Annotated in this window: 17 protein-coding genes; 13 read left to right on the plus strand and 4 right to left on the minus strand. The window is 43.8% G+C overall.

What is annotated here, in order from left to right; translation table 11 throughout:
- Positions 1-151: 151 nt before the first annotated feature.
- Positions 152-1855, minus strand: a complete 1704-nt coding sequence (gene alsS, locus ACUUJN_RS10790; protein WP_172828313.1) for an acetolactate synthase AlsS — start codon at positions 1853-1855, stop codon at positions 152-154.
- Between the two features lie 514 nt (positions 1856-2369).
- On the opposite strand from alsS, the gene uxaC reads away from it, so the two are divergent.
- The 3 genes from uxaC to ACUUJN_RS10805 all read left to right on the plus strand — a co-directional run bounded on the left by uxaC (position 2370) and on the right by ACUUJN_RS10805 (position 6559).
- A complete protein-coding gene (gene uxaC / locus ACUUJN_RS10795) occupies positions 2370-3794 on the plus strand; it encodes a glucuronate isomerase (protein ID WP_484669572.1) in 1425 nt (474 codons plus the stop codon).
- Positions 3795-4066: 272 nt separating this feature from the next.
- A complete protein-coding gene (locus tag ACUUJN_RS10800) occupies positions 4067-5467 on the plus strand; it encodes an MFS transporter (protein WP_023988322.1) in 1401 nt (466 codons plus the stop codon).
- A gap of 87 nt (positions 5468-5554) precedes the next feature.
- Complete coding sequence (locus tag ACUUJN_RS10805; RefSeq protein ID WP_484669573.1) at positions 5555-6559, plus strand: LacI family DNA-binding transcriptional regulator; 1005 nt, start codon at positions 5555-5557, stop codon at positions 6557-6559.
- Positions 6560-6657: 98 nt separating this feature from the next.
- On the opposite strand, the gene poxB is transcribed toward ACUUJN_RS10805, so the two are convergent.
- A complete protein-coding gene (poxB, locus tag ACUUJN_RS10810; protein ID WP_484669574.1) occupies positions 6658-8382 on the minus strand; it encodes a ubiquinone-dependent pyruvate dehydrogenase in 1725 nt (574 codons plus the stop codon).
- Positions 8383-8696: 314 nt separating this feature from the next.
- Between poxB and ACUUJN_RS10815 the strand changes: the two genes are divergently transcribed.
- The 3 genes from ACUUJN_RS10815 to ACUUJN_RS10825 all read left to right on the plus strand — a co-directional run bounded on the left by ACUUJN_RS10815 (position 8697) and on the right by ACUUJN_RS10825 (position 12798).
- Positions 8697-10190 carry a tagaturonate reductase gene (locus ACUUJN_RS10815; protein WP_484669575.1) on the plus strand — a complete coding sequence of 498 codons (1494 nt, stop codon included), beginning with the start codon at positions 8697-8699 and terminating at the stop codon, positions 10188-10190.
- Positions 10191-10207: 17 nt separating this feature from the next.
- Positions 10208-11707, plus strand: coding sequence for a UxaA family hydrolase (locus ACUUJN_RS10820; protein ID WP_025722966.1), 1500 nt, complete (start codon positions 10208-10210; stop codon positions 11705-11707).
- A 233-nt stretch (positions 11708-11940) separates the two neighbouring features.
- Complete coding sequence (locus ACUUJN_RS10825) at positions 11941-12798, plus strand: hypothetical protein (RefSeq protein WP_023988326.1); 858 nt, start codon at positions 11941-11943, stop codon at positions 12796-12798.
- 112 nt (positions 12799-12910) lie between these two features.
- Here ACUUJN_RS10825 and ACUUJN_RS10830 read toward each other — a convergent pair whose 3' ends face one another.
- Positions 12911-14395 carry a recombinase family protein gene (locus ACUUJN_RS10830; protein WP_484669576.1) on the minus strand — a complete coding sequence of 495 codons (1485 nt, stop codon included), beginning with the start codon at positions 14393-14395 and terminating at the stop codon, positions 12911-12913.
- A gap of 504 nt (positions 14396-14899) precedes the next feature.
- Positions 14900-15250, minus strand: a complete 351-nt coding sequence (locus ACUUJN_RS10835) for a helix-turn-helix domain-containing protein (protein ID WP_484669577.1) — start codon at positions 15248-15250, stop codon at positions 14900-14902.
- A gap of 166 nt (positions 15251-15416) precedes the next feature.
- Between ACUUJN_RS10835 and ACUUJN_RS10840 the strand changes: the two genes are divergently transcribed.
- The 7 genes from ACUUJN_RS10840 (at position 15417) to ACUUJN_RS10870 (ending at position 17967) form a co-directional block, all read left to right on the plus strand.
- Positions 15417-15647 carry a helix-turn-helix transcriptional regulator gene (locus ACUUJN_RS10840; protein ID WP_484669578.1) on the plus strand — a complete coding sequence of 77 codons (231 nt, stop codon included), beginning with the start codon at positions 15417-15419 and terminating at the stop codon, positions 15645-15647.
- Positions 15648-15660: 13 nt separating this feature from the next.
- A complete protein-coding gene (locus tag ACUUJN_RS10845; RefSeq protein WP_484669579.1) occupies positions 15661-16548 on the plus strand; it encodes a DUF3102 domain-containing protein in 888 nt (295 codons plus the stop codon).
- Entirely contained in the window at positions 16541-16969 is a 429-nt protein-coding gene (locus tag ACUUJN_RS10850; RefSeq protein ID WP_254351569.1) for an ORF6C domain-containing protein, read from the plus strand. Before ACUUJN_RS10845 ends, ACUUJN_RS10850 begins: the two co-directional genes overlap by 8 nt.
- Positions 16970-16996: 27 nt before the next feature.
- Positions 16997-17266: a hypothetical protein gene (locus tag ACUUJN_RS10855; protein WP_254351570.1), complete on the plus strand. Its 270-nt coding sequence runs from the start codon at positions 16997-16999 to the stop codon at positions 17264-17266.
- A 99-nt stretch (positions 17267-17365) separates the two neighbouring features.
- Positions 17366-17518 (plus strand): hypothetical protein, encoded by a 153-nt coding sequence (locus tag ACUUJN_RS10860; protein ID WP_484669580.1) that lies wholly within the window; start codon positions 17366-17368, stop codon positions 17516-17518.
- Positions 17511-17756, plus strand: coding sequence for a hypothetical protein (locus ACUUJN_RS10865; RefSeq protein WP_484669581.1), 246 nt, complete (start codon positions 17511-17513; stop codon positions 17754-17756). Before ACUUJN_RS10860 ends, ACUUJN_RS10865 begins: the two co-directional genes overlap by 8 nt.
- Positions 17740-17967 carry a hypothetical protein gene (locus ACUUJN_RS10870; RefSeq protein WP_484669582.1) on the plus strand — a complete coding sequence of 76 codons (228 nt, stop codon included), beginning with the start codon at positions 17740-17742 and terminating at the stop codon, positions 17965-17967. The genes ACUUJN_RS10865 and ACUUJN_RS10870 overlap by 17 nt, the downstream gene beginning before the upstream one ends.
- Positions 17968-17970 lie beyond the last annotated feature (3 nt).

Consider the following 17970-nt stretch of genomic DNA (forward strand, 5'->3'; position numbering starts at 1 on the left):
TCCTTTTGTAATTGTATGCATTTATTTTCTTTCTTTTTCAATAATAAACGTAAAATTTCAGTAAATAACATGAATAACTCAAAAAAATCATAAAAAAAACGTTATACTCCATAATTGTCATAAAGCCGTCACGAGTGAGGCATGGTTAAGGTTAGTTTAATTGGTTAGGCAGCAGTTTACGTCCCAATTGGATGTTATCCTGATAATCAATCGGAATATCGACAACCACAGGACCATCGGTATGAAGTGCCTGCTGCAATACACTTTCTAGTTCTTCAGGAGAGTGCACGCGTAATCCAGTGGCCCCGAAGCTTTCAGCATATTTCACTACATCAACATCTCCAAATTTTACACCAGACGTTCTTCCGTATTTAATCTGTTGTTGAAAAGCGACCATGTCATAGGAACCATCTCTCCATACGATATGCACCAACGGTGAGTTAAGACGTACGGCGGTTTCGAGCTCCATGGATGAAAAAAGAAATCCTCCGTCTCCAGAAATAGAAACGACTTTGTGACCGGGATTGACGAGCGTGGCAGCAATCCCCCAAGGCAGCGCTACGCCTAGCGTCTGCATTCCGTTGCTGAATAGAAGGCGCCGCGGTTCATACGAACGGAAATATCGTGCCATCCAAATATAGTGTGAACCGACATCACAGGTGACTGTGACGTTATCATCAATCAGGCTGCGCAGTGTACGAATAAATTGCAATGGATGAATCAGAAAATCATGCTTGTGTGCGGGAACAGCCGCTTGCTCGTTTAGATCATGGCGCAGACGATTCAATTGGTCGCAGGAGGATTTAGGTAGCTTTAAGGTAGGTAATTCTTCTGCAAGGCTACCCACAATCAGGGCTATATTTCCGATTAGCTCGTAGTCCGGTTGATAATCATGATCAATATCGGCTTGATGGTCATCCAGATGAATGAGTGTTCGGTTTGCCGGAATGTTCCAGTTTTTTGGATCGTATTCGATAGGATCATAGCCAATCGTCAGTACCAAATCTGCGGCTCCAAGAAGCATATCACCCGGTTGATTGTGGAACAGACCCACTCTTCCAAAATAGTGGTCTTCTAGTTCACGGGAGATGGCTCCAGCGGCCTGGAAGGTTTCGACAACAGGCAGATCTGTATCTCGGATGAGAGCACGGATAGCTGCGGTGGCTTCAGGCGTGCTGGCTTTCATGCCGAGAAGAAGTACGGGCAACTTGGCTTTTTTGATTTGCTCTGCGACTTGTTTGATGAGTCCGGCGGGTGCGGTTCCGAGTTGGGGAAGAGAAACCTTCTCAATGACTGTTACTTCAGATGACGAAGTCAACACGTCCTGCGGCAGGCTGACGAATGTGGCTCCAGGCTGGGCTGAGGTCGCAATTCGAAATGCATTAGCAATTGCTTCCGGTACATTATCAGGATGTTCTACTTCTACACTGTATTTGGTGATGGGTTCGAATAGTCCGGCGTTATCCATAGATTGGTGCGTGCGTTTCAAGCGTTCGGATCTTGGGACTGCACCCGCAATGGCGACGACAGGATCACTTTCTGCATTAGCGGTGACAAGTCCTGTCGCCAAGTTAGATGCGCCTGGACCTGAGGTAACAATGCATACGCCCGGTTTACCGGTTAATCGACCGACTGCCGCTGCCATAAAGGCGGCATTTTGTTCATGACGACATACGATCAATTCGGGCCCCCGATCTTGAAGAACATCAAAAACAGAATCGATCTTGGCACCTGGAATGCCAAAAATATGGGTAACCCCTTGCTTGATCAAGCAATCGACAACAAGGTCGGCTCCTTTTGTATCGGATATAGTTTTAGTTTGAACAGCTTGCACTTTTGTACTCAATGCTACCACCTCTTCTTCTTCTCTGTGAAATAACTAATGAAATACTTTTAATGTAAATCAATGGATGTATATTGCAATTATAATACAATAACTGGTATTTTCAAGAAAGAAATTTTCAGAAAAAAAGAGAAAAATATATAAAACGTTTTCAAAGTTTGATCTATCACGGAAAATTAAAATTGTGGAATTTTCTTGTGGTGTCGGTCATCGAGAAGGTATAGAACAGATCTGTCCCAAATGGAGGCAGATCATTTTTATCCGCTCACATGATAAAAATCACTTTCCTCTACAAAGGATAGCGGTTACAATGTAATTGTTGTTAACGTAAACATTAAATTTAAGGTGAAGTAATCCAGCTTGAAATGATGTACAGATATCGTATTACAGCTTTATTATCTTGTGTAATCACGAAATCTGCTATGTGATGGAGAATGTTATTGTTGAAAAACAAGTAGAGTTCGAACATTTTTGTTAACGTTAACAATTTATTGGGAAACACGATTATAGAAGGGATGAGAGAGTAATGACTAAAGCGTTTTTAGACGAAAACTTTTTGTTGAGCAATCCAACGGCTGAAATCTTGTACCATCAGTTCGCCAAGGATATGCCGATTATCGACTATCATTGTCATTTAAGTCCACAAGAAATTTATGAAAATAAAGCGTTCAAGAATATTACGGAAGCCTGGTTGTACGGAGATCATTACAAGTGGAGACTTATGCGGGCCAATGGGGTTGAGGAACGCCTGATTACGGGGGATGGTGAAGATTATGACAAATTTTTGGCTTGGGCCAAAACCGTAACTACACTGATCGGCAATCCACTGTACCATTGGACGCATTTGGAGCTTCAACGCTTTTTTGGTGTCTATGAGCTGCTGAATGAACAGAACGCACCAGTGATTTGGGAAAAGGTAAACCAAAAGCTGCAGGGAAAGGGCTTTGGCGCACGTGATCTGATTGTGAACTCGAAGGTAACTGTGGTGTGCACCACGGATGATCCGACAGACCATCTCGAATACCACAAACAAATCAGCAAGCTGACCGATTTCCCAGTGGCAGTGCTGCCAAGCTTCCGCCCCGATAAAGCTTTGGAAATTAATCGTGAAACTTTCCAGCCTTGGGTGGCTCGGTTGGGTGAAGTCAGCGGACTGGATGTTTCTGGCCTGGAAGGATTTTTGAATGCGCTGGCGAGCCGGGTGCGCCATTTCCATGCTGCTGGAGGCCGGGTATCTGATCATGCGCTGGATACTGTAGTCTATGAAGAAACGACACTGGAGGAAGCGGCAGCCATATTCAGCAAGGCGCTGGAGGAAGGCCATGTGACTCCTTTAGAGGAGGCGAAATATAAATCATACGTTCTGGTTTTCCTTGGCAAACAGTATGCAGAACATGGCTGGGCTATGCAATACCACATTCACGCGCTGCGTAACAACAACACGGCTATGTTCCGTCATTTAGGACCGGATACAGGCTACGATGCCGTAAATGATGGCTCTATCGCTCGTCCATTGGCGGCATTGCTGGACGCACAGGAGCTGGCAGGTGGATTACCGAGAACCATTTTGTATTCGCTTAATTCGGTTGATTATCCAGTACTGGCAAGTCTCGCGGGCTGCTTCCAATCCGGTGGAACTGTAGGGAAAATCCAGTTTGGCACGGCATGGTGGTATAACGACCATATCGAAGGCATGCAGGAGCAGATGAAGTTGCTGGCTAACTATGGGGTGCTGTCCCGCTTTATTGGTATGCTGACGGATTCCCGCAGCTTCCTTTCCTACACACGCCATGAATATTTCCGCCGTATACTCTGTGACTTAATTGGGACGTGGGTTCAGGAGGGTAAGGCGCCTGAGGATCTGGAACTGCTCGGAGCAATGGTACAAAACATTTGCTACAATAACGCTGAGCAGTATTTTAATTTCCCAACAGTTGTTCATAGTAAGTGAAGCTACCGCCTAAGGTGAGAACTCACTAACTTTATAAAAAATTGCTCTTGCCAGGAGCTTGTTTCAAACTCCCGGTAAGAGCAATTGAAAACAAAATAGTTATCAACTGAGGATTTTGCAAAAATCCCATAAGCGACTTCCAATGAACAAGATATAGATCGAAATGGTTTAGTTCGTCTGTATCTTGCACTTCGGAGCGACTGGAATCGAATTTTGCAAAATCCTGAACTAGATATGTGAAAATAATTACAAACATAGAGGAGTGTGTAGGTATGGGAGTGCCTATCGTGCAGGAGAGCGTCCAAACTGACAACAAGACAGGCGAGCATATTAGCCTGAAAGAAAAGATTTCGTATGGTATGGGTGACTTTGGAAACGGATTCATGTTTGATTTGGGGCAGTTGTATTTGCTGAAATTTTTTACAGATGTAGCAGGGGTTTCAGCAGGAGCCGCCGCAGGCATTTTCTTGGTCAGCAAGCTGTTTGCCGCCATCTGTGATCCCATTGTCGGGTCCTTTGTTGATTATCGCAAACATATCGGTGCACGTGGAAAATTTAGGCCTTTTCTTATCGTTGGAAGCGTTATCCTTGCAATTCTTACGGTTCTAACCTTTATTTCGCCGAATATTTCCCCCACAGGAAAACTCATTTACGCCTATGCGTCCTATATGATCTGGGGGATCGGCTACTCTATTGTAAACATTCCATACGGCTCGCTGGGTGCCGCCATTACGCAGGATACTCATCAGCGTGCTTCATTGTCATCTTTCCGTCAGGCAGGATCTCTGGGCGCATTATTTGTCACCAGTGTCGTTGTCATGCCGCTTATTTTACTGTTTCCTAACCATCATGTTGGCTATCCGGTTGTGATGGGGATTATGTCACTCATTGGTGTGATCGCTTTCATCATATGTTACCGAGGAACGAAAGAACGTATTATTAGCCAGTCCGGGCCAAAAGAGAAGCTATCTATAGGCGTTATCGTGCATACCTTTACGAATAACAAGCCTTTGCTGGTACTCGTTTTGATGACGATTTTCACCATATCCGCGTACAATATTAAGTCCGCACTGCTGATCTATTTTGCCGAATATAACTTGGGGCATGTAGAATTAATGGCTTATATGAATTTTATTATTATCGGTTCGTCGCTACTGGGTGTGTTGTTCCTGCCCAAGCTGGTACGGCGCTTCGGTAAACGAAAAACAGCTATACTGGGGATGCTGGTTAGTGTCATTGCCGACTCTATTAACTTTTTCATGCCTTCAAATGTATATATTTTCACAATCCTGGCCAGTATTTCGTTCATTGGTATTAGTATTCCTAACGGGGTTACCTGGGCATTCGTGTCCGATATCATTGATTATGGCGAATGGTCATCCGGGGAGCGTAAGGAAGGGATTACTTACTCGTTATTTAACTTTTCACGTAAGTTGGCTCAATCCTTGTCTGGCTTTCTATCGGGTATTGGACTAGCGCTCATCGGGTATGTTCCGAATGTGGTTCAGTCCTCTGGAACGCTGCTTGGGATCAAGGCATTACTTTGTCTCTATCCGGCTGTTGCCCTGGCTTTGGCCATGCTGGTCATCGGTAAAATGTACAAGCTGACTGACAGTAGACATGCAGAAATGGTTCAAGAGTTGCAGCGTCGACATGCGGACAACCGCGTATAATTTGTGAAAGTCTTCTTTTCCGGGCGGCTCCTGTGGTATGGTGGGTATATAATTTTTTTAGAGCCTCACTAAGGAAAGGATACGTATATGGCAGCTACCATTAAAGACATTGCCAAATTGGCTAATGTTTCCCATACAACCGTCTCCCGGGCGCTCAATAATAGCCCGCTGATTAAAGAAGATACGAAACGCAAAATTATGGAGTTGGCAGAGCAACTCAATTACATTCCAAATTTTAATGCCAAAAGCCTGGTTCTCCAGCGCTCGCATACGATAGGCCTGTTTTTCACCAGTATTTCAGAAGGCACCAGCTCCAGCTTTTTTGCGGATACCATCCGCGGAGTTAATCATGTCATCGGGGTGGATTACAATTTGTTTGTGCGAGGAATTGACGATTACGCCGATTTTTCGGCCATTCACCACAAGCGTTTTGATGGTATCATTCTGATGAGCCAGAGCGAGGCGGACAACCCTTTTATTTATCATGTGCTCGGTCAAGGTATTCCGCTTGTTGTACTGAATCGGCAGGTGTCCGGTGCGGGGATTGTAAATGTGATCTCTAATGATAAGGAAGGGTCCTATGAAGCGGTCTCCTTTCTCGTTGAAAGCGGGCATGAACGCATTGCGATCATCGAAGGGGTAGAAGGCTTCAAGTCTACCCAGCAACGCCGTGAGGGTTTTATGAATGCGTTGATTGATAGTGGTAAGCCGATTCGACATGAATATATCGTGCAAGGTCATTATGATACTGAAAGTGGAAGCCAGGCAATGAAGCAACTGCTTTCCTTGCAGGAGCCGCCGACAGCGGTATTTTGCTCTAACGATGATATGGCTATTGGGGCCATGAATGCGGTATTCGAAAACGGCTTGAAGGTACCAGAGGATATCTCAGTCATTGGTTTTGACGATATCGGGTTCTCAATGTATACGACTCCACCGTTAACAACGGTCAAAAGACCGATTGAGCAGATAAGTGAGCGCGGAGCCGCCTGCATTCTGGAACGAATTCAGTCACCGTCCAATGAGGGTGAGCTTATATTTATGGAGACTGCGCTTATGAAACGGAAATCAACGGCAAGCAGACCACGCTGAGTTTCGTTTTATTAACAGCAGGCCAAAGGGGCAGAAACCATGCTAAATGTATGGTTTCTGCCCCTTTTAGGTTGAAATGCGCTCTGCTTCGTCTGGATTTAACGAAAGAGATTGGTTTTAGCCAGTTCTACAATCTCGTCACCGCGTCCGTTCAACATCGCTTTCATCATCCACAGTGTAAATCCTTCTGCTTGTTTAAGATTAATTTTGGGTGGCATAGATAGTTCCTGACGGTTCACCACCACGTCTACCACAACAGGGCCATCATGAGCCAATGCTTGCTGAATGGCATCCTCCAGCATTGCTGGATCTTCAACCCGGATGCCCTTGAGCCCCATGGCTTGCGCTACAGCACCAAAATCAGGATTCACCAGTTCAGTGCCGTTTTCCAGGAATCCGGCTGCTTTCATTTCCAGCTCGACAAAACCGAGAGCGCCATTATTGAAAACAATGACTTTAATAGGCAGCTGATGCTGCTTCAGAGTGAGCAGGTCGCCCATCAGCATCGTGAGCCCGCCATCGCCTGAGAGGGCAATCACTTGTCGGTCAGGCTCAGTAGCCTGCGCTCCGATTGCCTGCGGCAGCGCATTTGCCATCGTGCCATGGTTGAACGAGCCGAGAAGCCGACGCTGACCATTCATCTGCAAATAACGCGCAGCCCATACAGTGGGAGTACCGACATCACAGGTGAAAATAGCATTTTTCTGCGCGGCGTCACTGATGACCTTGGCGAGATATTGGGGATGGATCGGCGTATGACCTGGTTTACCGACGGCAAGGCCATCCAACTCCTGGCGTACCTTGGTGTAGTGGGAGACGTTTTTCTCTAGATGCTTGGAATCATGCTCTGACGTTAAATGCGGTAGCAGCATTTCCAATGTGGCTTTTACATCCCCGCATAAACCATACGTCAACGGAGTACGTCTGCCGAGATGGGCTGGCTCTATGTCTACCTGTAGGACAATCGCATCTTCAGGGTAAAATTGTCTGTAAGGGAAGTCTGTTCCGAGCATAAGCAGGACGTCACAATCCATCATCGCATGGTACCCGGAAGAATACCCGATCAGTCCCGTCAATCCAGCATAGTAAGGGTTGTCATACTCCAGATATTCCTTGCCTCGCAGAGCAGATACCATAGGGGATTTTAACTTGTCGCATAGCTGCATGAGCAATTCATGAGATTGTGCACAGCCGGCGCCGCATAGTAACGTAATTCGTTTGCCTTTATTCAAATATTCGGCCAGTTTGGAAATTTCGGAAGCTGACGGATGCACTACAGGTGCAGTGGGATGGTAGACATGTTCAGGGACGGGTACCTTTTCCGCCTCCAAGGCTGCTACATCACCGGGAAGAACAATGACGGAGACACCTGAACGTGAAATTGCCTGTTGAATGGCCATGGTCACCGTTCTGGGAATTTGACGCGGTGTCGTAATAACCTCACAGAAGTGACTGCATTCTCCGAAAAGATGCTCAGGATGCGTAGCTTGAAAATATTCACTTCCGATTTCGTCGCTTGGAATATGAGCTGCAATAGCCAGTACAGGCACCCGATTGCGGTGGCAATCATATAAACCATTAATCAGATGCAAATTTCCGGGACCACTACTTCCAGCACATACAGCAATGCTGCCACTAAGGTCAGCATCCGCTCCGGCTGCAAAGGCAGCCACTTCTTCGTGCCTTACATGAATCCATTCGATTTGACCATTGCTGCGAATGGAATCAACCATATTATTTAGAGAGTCTCCAACAATGCCATAAATCCGCTTGACCCCTGCATTGACCAAAACTTGTACAATAGTATCTGCGATTGTCTTCATAGATGTTCCTCCTGCCTAGTAAGTAGTGTTATCCTGCCCGTGCTTTCTTGCGTCTATTCTCCTGAAATGTATATAAGAACAAGGTCTCGGGATAGGGTGATAGTTAGCCTTAACCGTCTTGGATCAGGTGCGAAACAACAGAAAAAGGACGATATACTTGCAAATTTTTATATAAACGTATATGTTAACGTGTTCATATTATTGTCATTATTATTTTTTTAAACTAAAAATATTGATAAAACTATTTTGTTAACGTGTGCATTGTGATAAAATAACGATGAAATCATTATGGTAATTGTGGGAGGTTACTCCGGATGAAACAAGTAGATGAATTAGACCAATTAAACAGAAAAAGCTTTATCGTAACAGACCCGCATCCTGAGAGGGTGCTGCAATTCGGGGAAGGGAACTTCCTGCGTGCTTTTGTAGACTGGCAATTTGACAAAATGAATAAGCTGGCAGAATGGAATACGGGAGTTGTGATTGTACAACCGCAGCCAGGAGGCCTCGTGGAGAAGCTTAACGAGCAGGATGGCCTGTATACGGTTATTCTTGAAGGGATTAAGGATGGGAAGGCCATGAAGGAGCATACCGTTGTGGAGTGCGTCACTCGTGGGATTAATCCATACGGCTCTGATTTTTCCGAGTATGAAGCATTATCCCAAAAGCCGGAGCTGCGTTTTGTCGTGTCGAACACGACGGAAGCGGGGATCGCTTATGCACCAGAGGATCAATTGGAAGATCGTCCGCAAAAGAGCTTCCCAGGCAAACTGACTGCCTTTCTGTACAAGCGCTTTCAATTTTTCGGGGGCGATCAGAGTAAGGGACTGGTGATCATTCCGTGCGAGCTCATCGACCGTAATGGAGACGCTCTCAAGGAAATCGTATTGAAATATGCGGACCAATGGAAGCTTGGGGCTGAGTTTATTGCATGGTTGGAGGAATCGAATACGTTCTGCAACAGTTTGGTCGATCGGATTGTACCTGGTTATCCCAAAGACCGGATTCATGAGATTCAAGCAGAATTGGGTTACAAGGACGATTTGGTTGTTGTGGGCGAACAGTATCATTTATGGGTTATTGAAGGGCCACAGTGGCTTAAAGAAGAATTACCTGCTCATTTGGCCGGATTGAATGTACTGATTGTCGACGATATGGCGCCATACCGTACACGAAAAGTACGCATTTTGAATGGAGCCCATACGGCGCTTACACCTGTAGCTTATTTATATGGCCTGGACACGGTGGGGCAGGCGGTCGAGCATGATATTATGGGAAACTTTATCCAGTCGCTGATTCGAGAAGAAATTATTCCGACGCTGGACTCGCCAGAAGCGGAATTGAATGTATATGCCGATGATGTTATTGAACGATTCCGTAATCCCTATGTAAGTCATTATGTTATGAGTATCGCACTAAATTCGGTGTCCAAGTTCAAGACACGGAACTTGCCATCTTTGCTCCAGTATGTGGAGCAACGTAAGGCGCTGCCTGTCAAAATCGTGTTTTCACTGGCGTCCTTGCTCGTATTTTACCGGGGTGACAGAAATGGCGAGTCGATTGCGTTGGCTGACGAAGCTGAAGTGTTGAGTACGTTTGGTGAACTGTGGAGTCAATATGACGGTACTCTTGCCGGGGCGAAGCAATTGACTGCGCTGGCACTTGGTCGGCAGTCATGGTGGGGTCAAGACCTGAATCAGATCGAAGGACTGGCTGAACAAACGGCACAGCACGTGTATGAAATTACAAGCAGAGGAATGAAGGAGACGCTCGATTCTCTAACCGGGAACAGCGTGCCCAGAGCATAAGCAAGGAGGAGACCGGAATGCTGGAATTCATTCAAATTCATGATCAAGATAACGTGGCTGTCGCCTTGCGTGATTACAAGCAGGGAGAGACACTGGCGTGGGGAGCACAAGAAGAACAACGGGTGGAGCTAGCCGAGGATGTAGCACGTGGGCATAAAATCGCCTTGCAGGATATACCTGAAGGTGGGTATGTTCTGAAATATGGATATCCCATCGGTCATGCCATTCAGCCCATTCAGGCAGGTCAGCATGTGCATACGCATAATACGAAGACGAACCTGACAGGCGTGGAGGAGTACACTTATAAGCCTAAGCCAGCTCCTCATTTATATGAACAGGAGAGTCGTACGTTTCAAGGTTTTCGGCGAAAGGACGGTCGTGTGGGGATTCGCAATGAGTTGTGGATTGTGCCGACGGTCGGCTGTGTGAACGGGATCGCTGAACTTATTTTAAACCGTTTCAAGCAGGAAGCGGGAGATATTTCACCTTTTGAAAATGCACTGGTGCTCAAGCATAACTATGGTTGTTCTCAGTTGGGTGACGATCATGCACATACGCGCACGATTTTGATCGATGCTGTGAAACATGCGAACGCAGGTGGTGTACTTGTACTGGGTTTGGGCTGTGAGAACAATGAGATGAAAGAATTTAAGGAAGCCATCGGGGAATATGATTCGGAGCGGGTAAAGTTTTTGCTTTCCCAGGATGTGTCGGATGAAGTAGAGGAAGGGGTAAGGCTGCTTCATGAAATTTTTGCGGCCGTGCAAGAAGATCGACGGGAACCTGTACCTTTGTCTGAGCTCAACATCGGCTTGAAATGCGGTGGATCTGATGGCTTATCGGGTATTACTGCCAATCCATTACTCGGACGATTGTCGGATTATATGGCCGCGCAAGGTGGAACAACGGTATTGACAGAAGTACCTGAAATGTTCGGGGCGGAGACGATTTTAATGGAGCGCGCTGCCGATGAGCAAGTATTTAATAAGATCGTACATCTGATTAACGATTTCAAACAATATTTTCTGGATTACAAGCAGCCAGTATACGAAAATCCGTCACCGGGCAATAAAGCAGGGGGCATCACGACACTGGAGGATAAATCACTGGGCTGCACGCAAAAATCCGGGTCTTCCACGGTCACTGATGTCATTCAGTACGGGGAGCGTCTTAAGACCAAGGGACTCAACCTGCTCAGCGCGCCGGGAAACGATCTGGTGGCATCTTCAGCTCTCGCCGCAGCGGGCTGCCAGCTCGTCATTTTCACAACCGGACGCGGTACGCCGTTTGGCTCCTTTGTTCCGACGATGAAGGTCTCAACCAACTCGCCGTTGTATAAGGCTAAACCTCATTGGATCGACTATAACGCCGGTTCATTGGTGGAGGATGTCAGTATGGAAGATGCGCTCCGCAACTTTGTCGATTACATCGTCGATGTAGCCAGCGGAACCTGGGTGAACAATGAGAAAAACAATTTCAGAGAGCTCGCTATTTTTAAAAACGGTGTTACGTTGTAAAAGGCTGAAGTGTAAGGGAGGCGGAATTATTCCGCTTCCCTTTTTGAGTTTGTATGCTTCTAAATAAGCATGTTAGAAAAATTGGAATATATTATCATAATGTGCTTGTCACATGCTTGAATTTATGGTATAACTTAATTACGTAATAAATACGTAATTAAGTTATTTTTAGATAGGATTTAGATCTTACTTTTGTTTGGTGAATATAAAAGTCGGATAAGGAGGCGGGAACGGTGGATGATCTTGTTCACTCCGACATCACAGATCTAGACACACTTGTTAACATGATTAAGCTGTCTTTTTCATTTGCGGATGGTGCCAATATGATTGCTTTATGCGACCGGCTGTATAGCCATGTCAACCAAAAGTATCAGGAATTGCAGCTCTACAAAGCGCGCAAGAAACCTATACAACCCATACATACCAAACGGCCGCTAGTCTACTACTACGGCTACAGTCATCTTATGAAAGGCATGGCCTTCCAAAAACAGGGCAAGTATGAGGCCGCTCGCGATTGCATCGAAAAATATGCAGAATTGGGCTGGTTTAATGGTCTCGATCAATATGGGGAGGCAGAGGTAGAATATTACCGCTATGCTGCCAGAGCTAATTTGTATGCCCTTGATATTTTGTCAGGTCATGCCGAAGTGTTGCAGGAATACATCGAATTTCTTCGTAACAATCCGGAAGAACTGTTACCGGGGCTTCTTTCCATCGTTGAGGGAGCGTCGAGATACGACTATCCTTTAGAGGCTGTGCTAGAATCATTTGCCGAACAAATTGAAGGTTTTACATATTTTGAAGAGCCTGTGAATGTATCTTATTATTTTCGCTTCTGCTATCAACTGGCTCTTTATTATATCAAGCAACAACAGTTTACGGTTGCGTTGGGCTATATCCTGCAATCTCTCATGCTGTCCGATACCCTGGGTATGGAACATGAGCATGAGTTTAGGAAATGTACTGCTATATTTGAAATTTTCAGATCCCAAGCTACAGCAACACAGCAAGACCAATATATAACTATTTTAAAAGGAGTGTTAAAGGATGAAAAAATTGATTTCACGCCCTCTGTCGCTCAGTCTGTTTAGTTTGCTAGTGTTTGTTACAAGTCATGACCTCATCACGGTGTTCTATGCAATACAAAATGGTATTCATATGAAATGAAATAAGCGCTCTTTTATGAGCGCTATAAATACAGTATCAATTATAAAGTACCTCACCAATATAAGCGTCGAAAAATTTGTTTTTTACGCCTTTAACTTTTGTTTCATCCGTATTCAATACTATTTTAGAACACAATGTAAAAATCATATCTTTCTTTTCTTCATCATTCATTTCAGGCCACAATTGATGGAGCTCTTTTAAATCATCCGATTTTGGAACAGCAGACATCATATTTTTATTTTCGACCAGATGTTTTTTTATTTCTTCCTCAGCGGCATCTTCTTCCATAATTCTTTTTCGGATTTGATCTTTAGTTATAAGACCTTCGACGAACATGTATTGCCACTTCTCGCGTCGCTCTGCTATTTTTTTCAACTCTTTCTTTGCGGACGCAACTTCATCTACTATTTTAATCTCATCATTTTCCATAGTAGCTGCAACCTGTTTTACGGTTTCATCATCTGTGGTTACTTGCTTAATATACTCCATAAATAGATGCTCTACATGTACCTGTCTAAATGTGGGCATGTCACAGCTTTTATTAGAGTGCTTGTTATAACAGATATAATATGGTCTACGTACAACTTCACCACTGGACTTAAGACGTTTAGTTGTCATTCTGCCGAACATGGCTGCTCCACAGCGCCCGCAACGCAGCACGCCAGAAAACCAGTAAGTCTGGATACGACTGAATCCTCCATGGGTTCTACGCTTCATATACTCTTTTGTTTCTTCATATTCCAGACGGGTAAATATAACAGGATGATCACCATCACCATACAGGCATTTTACTTTGTCGTCACGTCCGCTATTAACATATCCTCCTCCTGGAAGTTTTGAACCAAGTCGAAGAATGCCGGCATAAAAAGGATTCTCTATCGTGTAGGCAACCGTTGCAGCCGTCCATAGTTGTCCTCTTCGCAGTTTACCTTCTCGATTCAATCTCATAGCTACAGATTTGAATCCCAAACCGCTCATATATAGTTTACGGGCGTAACGAATTAATTCTGCTTCTTCTTCTATAAGTTCACTGTCTTGTGTGTATCCATAAGGTAGAACTCCACCAGGACGCTTGCCTTCCAATATCATTTGCTCAATACCAAACCGCACGCGCTCAGAGATGGTGCCACGTTCCCATTCTGCCATCGCAGCAACGATTGTGATAAAGAGACGTCCCATAGCAGTCGTAGTGTCGAATATTTCAGTGGCTGACTTGAACTTTACGCTATGATTATCAAAACGCTTTAGAAGGTCGTGCAGATCGCTTACAGAGCGCGTGAGACGGTCAAGTTTATAAACGAGTACCACGTCAAATTTATGTTCTTCCATGTCCGAAAGCATGCGTTCCATTTCAGGACGCTTAAGGTCTTTAGCTGACTGTCCTTCATCTATGTAAAAGTCGTGGATTTCCCAGTCTTGAGACGCTGCATAGCTTGTGAGCCTTGTACGCTGCCCTTCAATAGAGAAGCCATCTTCAACCTGCATATCTGTACTTACCCGGATGTATATTGCTACTCTCATATTGTGCCTCCTAACTGTCTTATCTTTGATTGTAAGGTTAATATGGCAAAATAAAAAGCCCTCTTAACTGAGGACTAATGTGGTATAATCTGGATTGTACAACACACCTTGAGTGGACGCACCCTCCGAAAGGAGGTGATGCGATGCACATTTCGTTTGGTGAAGTGCTTACTTTCGGGATCTTCCTGATTGCTTTGCTCACTTACATCGATAAACGTAAATGACCCACTCACAGGTTAGCGCCAGTGTGGGTCATTCTTTCTGACTAAGCATTACTCAGGAGGGTTTCCCCACTCAAGTTGTTTGTACTAGGGACGGTTGGTGCACCGTCCTTATTTCTATTCTTATGTTATCACAATAAGTTTATTCATGGCAATTCAATTCCATATTTTTTGCAGTAAAAAAGACCGTTCCCGAAAAGATAAACAGTCTTTTTTACTCTTATAGCGGCATGTTGTACAGATTTATGTTACCACACCATGTTTATTCATGGCAATGAAGCTGCTAATTGTTTCTCTTAAGTCTCTCAATCATATCAGAAACTATTTTCTGGCTTTCTTCATCTAATGATTCGAAGTCTTGAAGCAATTTCAATTTATGCTGATCTTCAATTTGTAATTTTAAATTTTCATCAATTATGTCTGCTTTTTCTAATAATTTCTCATATGGATATCTGTAAGCTTTAGATAAAAGTCTCAATGTATCGGGTGTAGCTTTTATAGGCTTTTTACTGCGTAAATCATATCCCTTTTCTAAAATACTTAAATATGTGTGACTTATGCCGATTCTATTTGCTGCATCTCTTAGCGATTCTTTTCCTCTGAGTTCTTTTAATAAATCCCCAAGTTCTGACATTTCAATCCACCTTTTTAATAAAAATTATCGAAAACAGTGCATTTGTGTAACACTAACTTTACATTATCTTTGACAGGAACTAAAGAAAGTACTGATTTTTTTCTGTAAAACATACTTGACTATTATGTTTAACATGTGTTACATTGTCATCAAGGAGGTGTTACACATGTTAAACAACAAGCTTCGTGAATTCCGTAAAAGGAGAGGGATGTCTGTTGCTGAGTTAGCGAGGAGAGCTAAAACAACTCGTCAGACAATCACTAGTATAGAACTTCACGGACAAGAACCATCGGGTTCGTTACTGATTTTAATCAGTGAAGTGCTAGAAAAAGACCCAAGGGAAATTTTTTTTAATCGACTTGTAACACATGTTGAACAGGACGAGAAAAGTGCATGAAAGAAGTGATTATATGACGCAACTTTCACTTTCATCAGACTTAATCGAAGTAACTGCTGAAATTAACAGTTTCAAACAAGTTGCTGGACAGGCTGTCTTTGAGATTGGAAAACGATTGAAGCATGTGAAAGACAATGATCTTGTACATGGACAGTGGGAACCTTGGTTGCAATCAATAGATATTGCACCGAGAACAGCAAGAGCATTAATCCAAGCTTATGAACAGTTTGGAAATCGGCAGACGTCTGCCGATTTACCAACCGGGAAAATTTTCGAAATGCTCTCACTTCCAGAATCGATTGACCGTGAAGAATTCACTAAGCAAGCACACGAAATACCCTCAACTGGCGAACAAAAAACAGTTGACGAAATGACCGTTCGTGAGCTTAGAGAAGTGAAGAAAGCACTTCAACAAGCGCAAAAGCAAGCTGAAACAGCCAAAAACTCAGCGATTCATTATGAACACCTGTGGCAAGAAGCGAAGAATCAACCTCCTCAAGTCATAGAACGTCCGATTGAAGTGGTTCCAGATTCTTTGAAAAAGAAAATTGAAAACTTAGAGTTCGAAAACAATGATTTAAGGCACGGTTACAAGAATGCCAAAGAAAAGCTACTGGAGTATGAAGTAAAAGACACTACTGATTTTGATGAAGAGAAGTCTAGAAAACAACTTCACAGACTTCAACTTGATGCAAATTATAACTCCTTGGAAGTTAGAGTTCATATTAATAAGTTTCTCGAAAAAGTGGCTATTTCGAGTTACATGCTGGGTGCTATTGCTTCATCGGATGCCCAAACAAAGAAAAGTCTTCAACAAGGAATACAGATGTTAGAAGAATTCACTAAACAAATAAAAGGTGCCATAAATGGCCGAATCATAGGAGGAAATTCAAATGAGTAAATCCCCACAAGAATCCAACCAAGTTTACAGCTTTCTTCAAAAGTCACTTGCCAATCAACGCGAACAAGGCAATGCAATGGAAGTAATGCTAGATCGGATGATGGTGATCGAGCAAAGTGTAAATCAAACCGCTGCTGAAATTCAGGTGTTTGCAAAAGAATTCAGAGACATAAATAGACTGCTCCCTGCTGAGATTGACGAACTTTATATGGCGGTGGTAGAGAAGTCCACTGAGTTAGCAAAGATACGTCACAAAGAAGCGGAAGAAAATTTCCCAAAAATCGTTGGTAAGTACCGTAAAAATATCTGGAGCAAAATGAAAAAGAAATTTGGAACTAGCAAATACATTCATATAAAACGAATTGATTTTGAACCAGCTCTTTCATTTGTAGAAAATTTTGACCCCGAGAATTATCTATAAAATATTCCCTTAGGAGGATTGCTGAAAATGGACAAACATGAACTAACTCGCAAACAACTAAGAAAGCATTACGAACAATGTCACAAGTCAGCTATGAGCTTTATTGAAATTGTAACGAACGCCGCTGGTGATCAAATGAAAATTGAAGGAATAGAATTTGACCCTAACAATATTTCTGTTGAACAAATCTGCGAACTGGCTGCAAAAAATTTAAACGCTGATGTAATAGATTTGATGCCTGATTATGTTGAGCTTATGGAGTTTGAAAAAATGGTTGTGAGTGTTGATAGACCCTAGTTTCAATCTAGGGTGTCGGCATTAGTGGCACCCTCTATCAACATCTTGACGCATATGTAAGAACAACCACAACCCATTGTACATCTAGGAGGCTGCGGAATGAAAGGAAATTTTACCAATGGTGAATTAAAGAAAAACACGCCAGAACTGAGTGAACGTACACGACTAGAGTTCACTCGCAAAATTATATTGCTTAACCAAAAATACGGACATCGAGTAACCAACCTGGAGGGAGAGAAGAAAAGTGGCTAAACATCCAAAGGAGATTGAAAATCGCGTACTGACACCAATTTTCCCATTCAAACGTCCTGAACCAGCCAAAGAATCAACCAACGCAGTGATCTGCAAATGCGGCTGTGGCTGTGAGATTAACACAAGCATGGACAGTTATGTAATTATCGACGGTGATTTATTTCTGGATGATGGATGCGTGACAAATTGGCTCATTAAAGAAGCAGGAGGGCGGCGAGTATATGGCGGGGCTTGCTAACATGACCAGAGTTGAGTACATCGCATATTTACGAGACCAATCATTCTGGCTCAACCAGTTGGCTGATGAAATGGAGTTGGGAAAGTCGGATAGTCAATGGGCAATAGATTTTGACTTGAAACGGCCTGATGTGATTTATGAGAAACGCGCCAAAGTATTGGACGAGCTATTTCACCCAGAAGACAGCAGGGAGGACAAACGCACAGCATGAAGC

This window comes from Paenibacillus sp. LRG-1 (assembly GCF_057220305.1).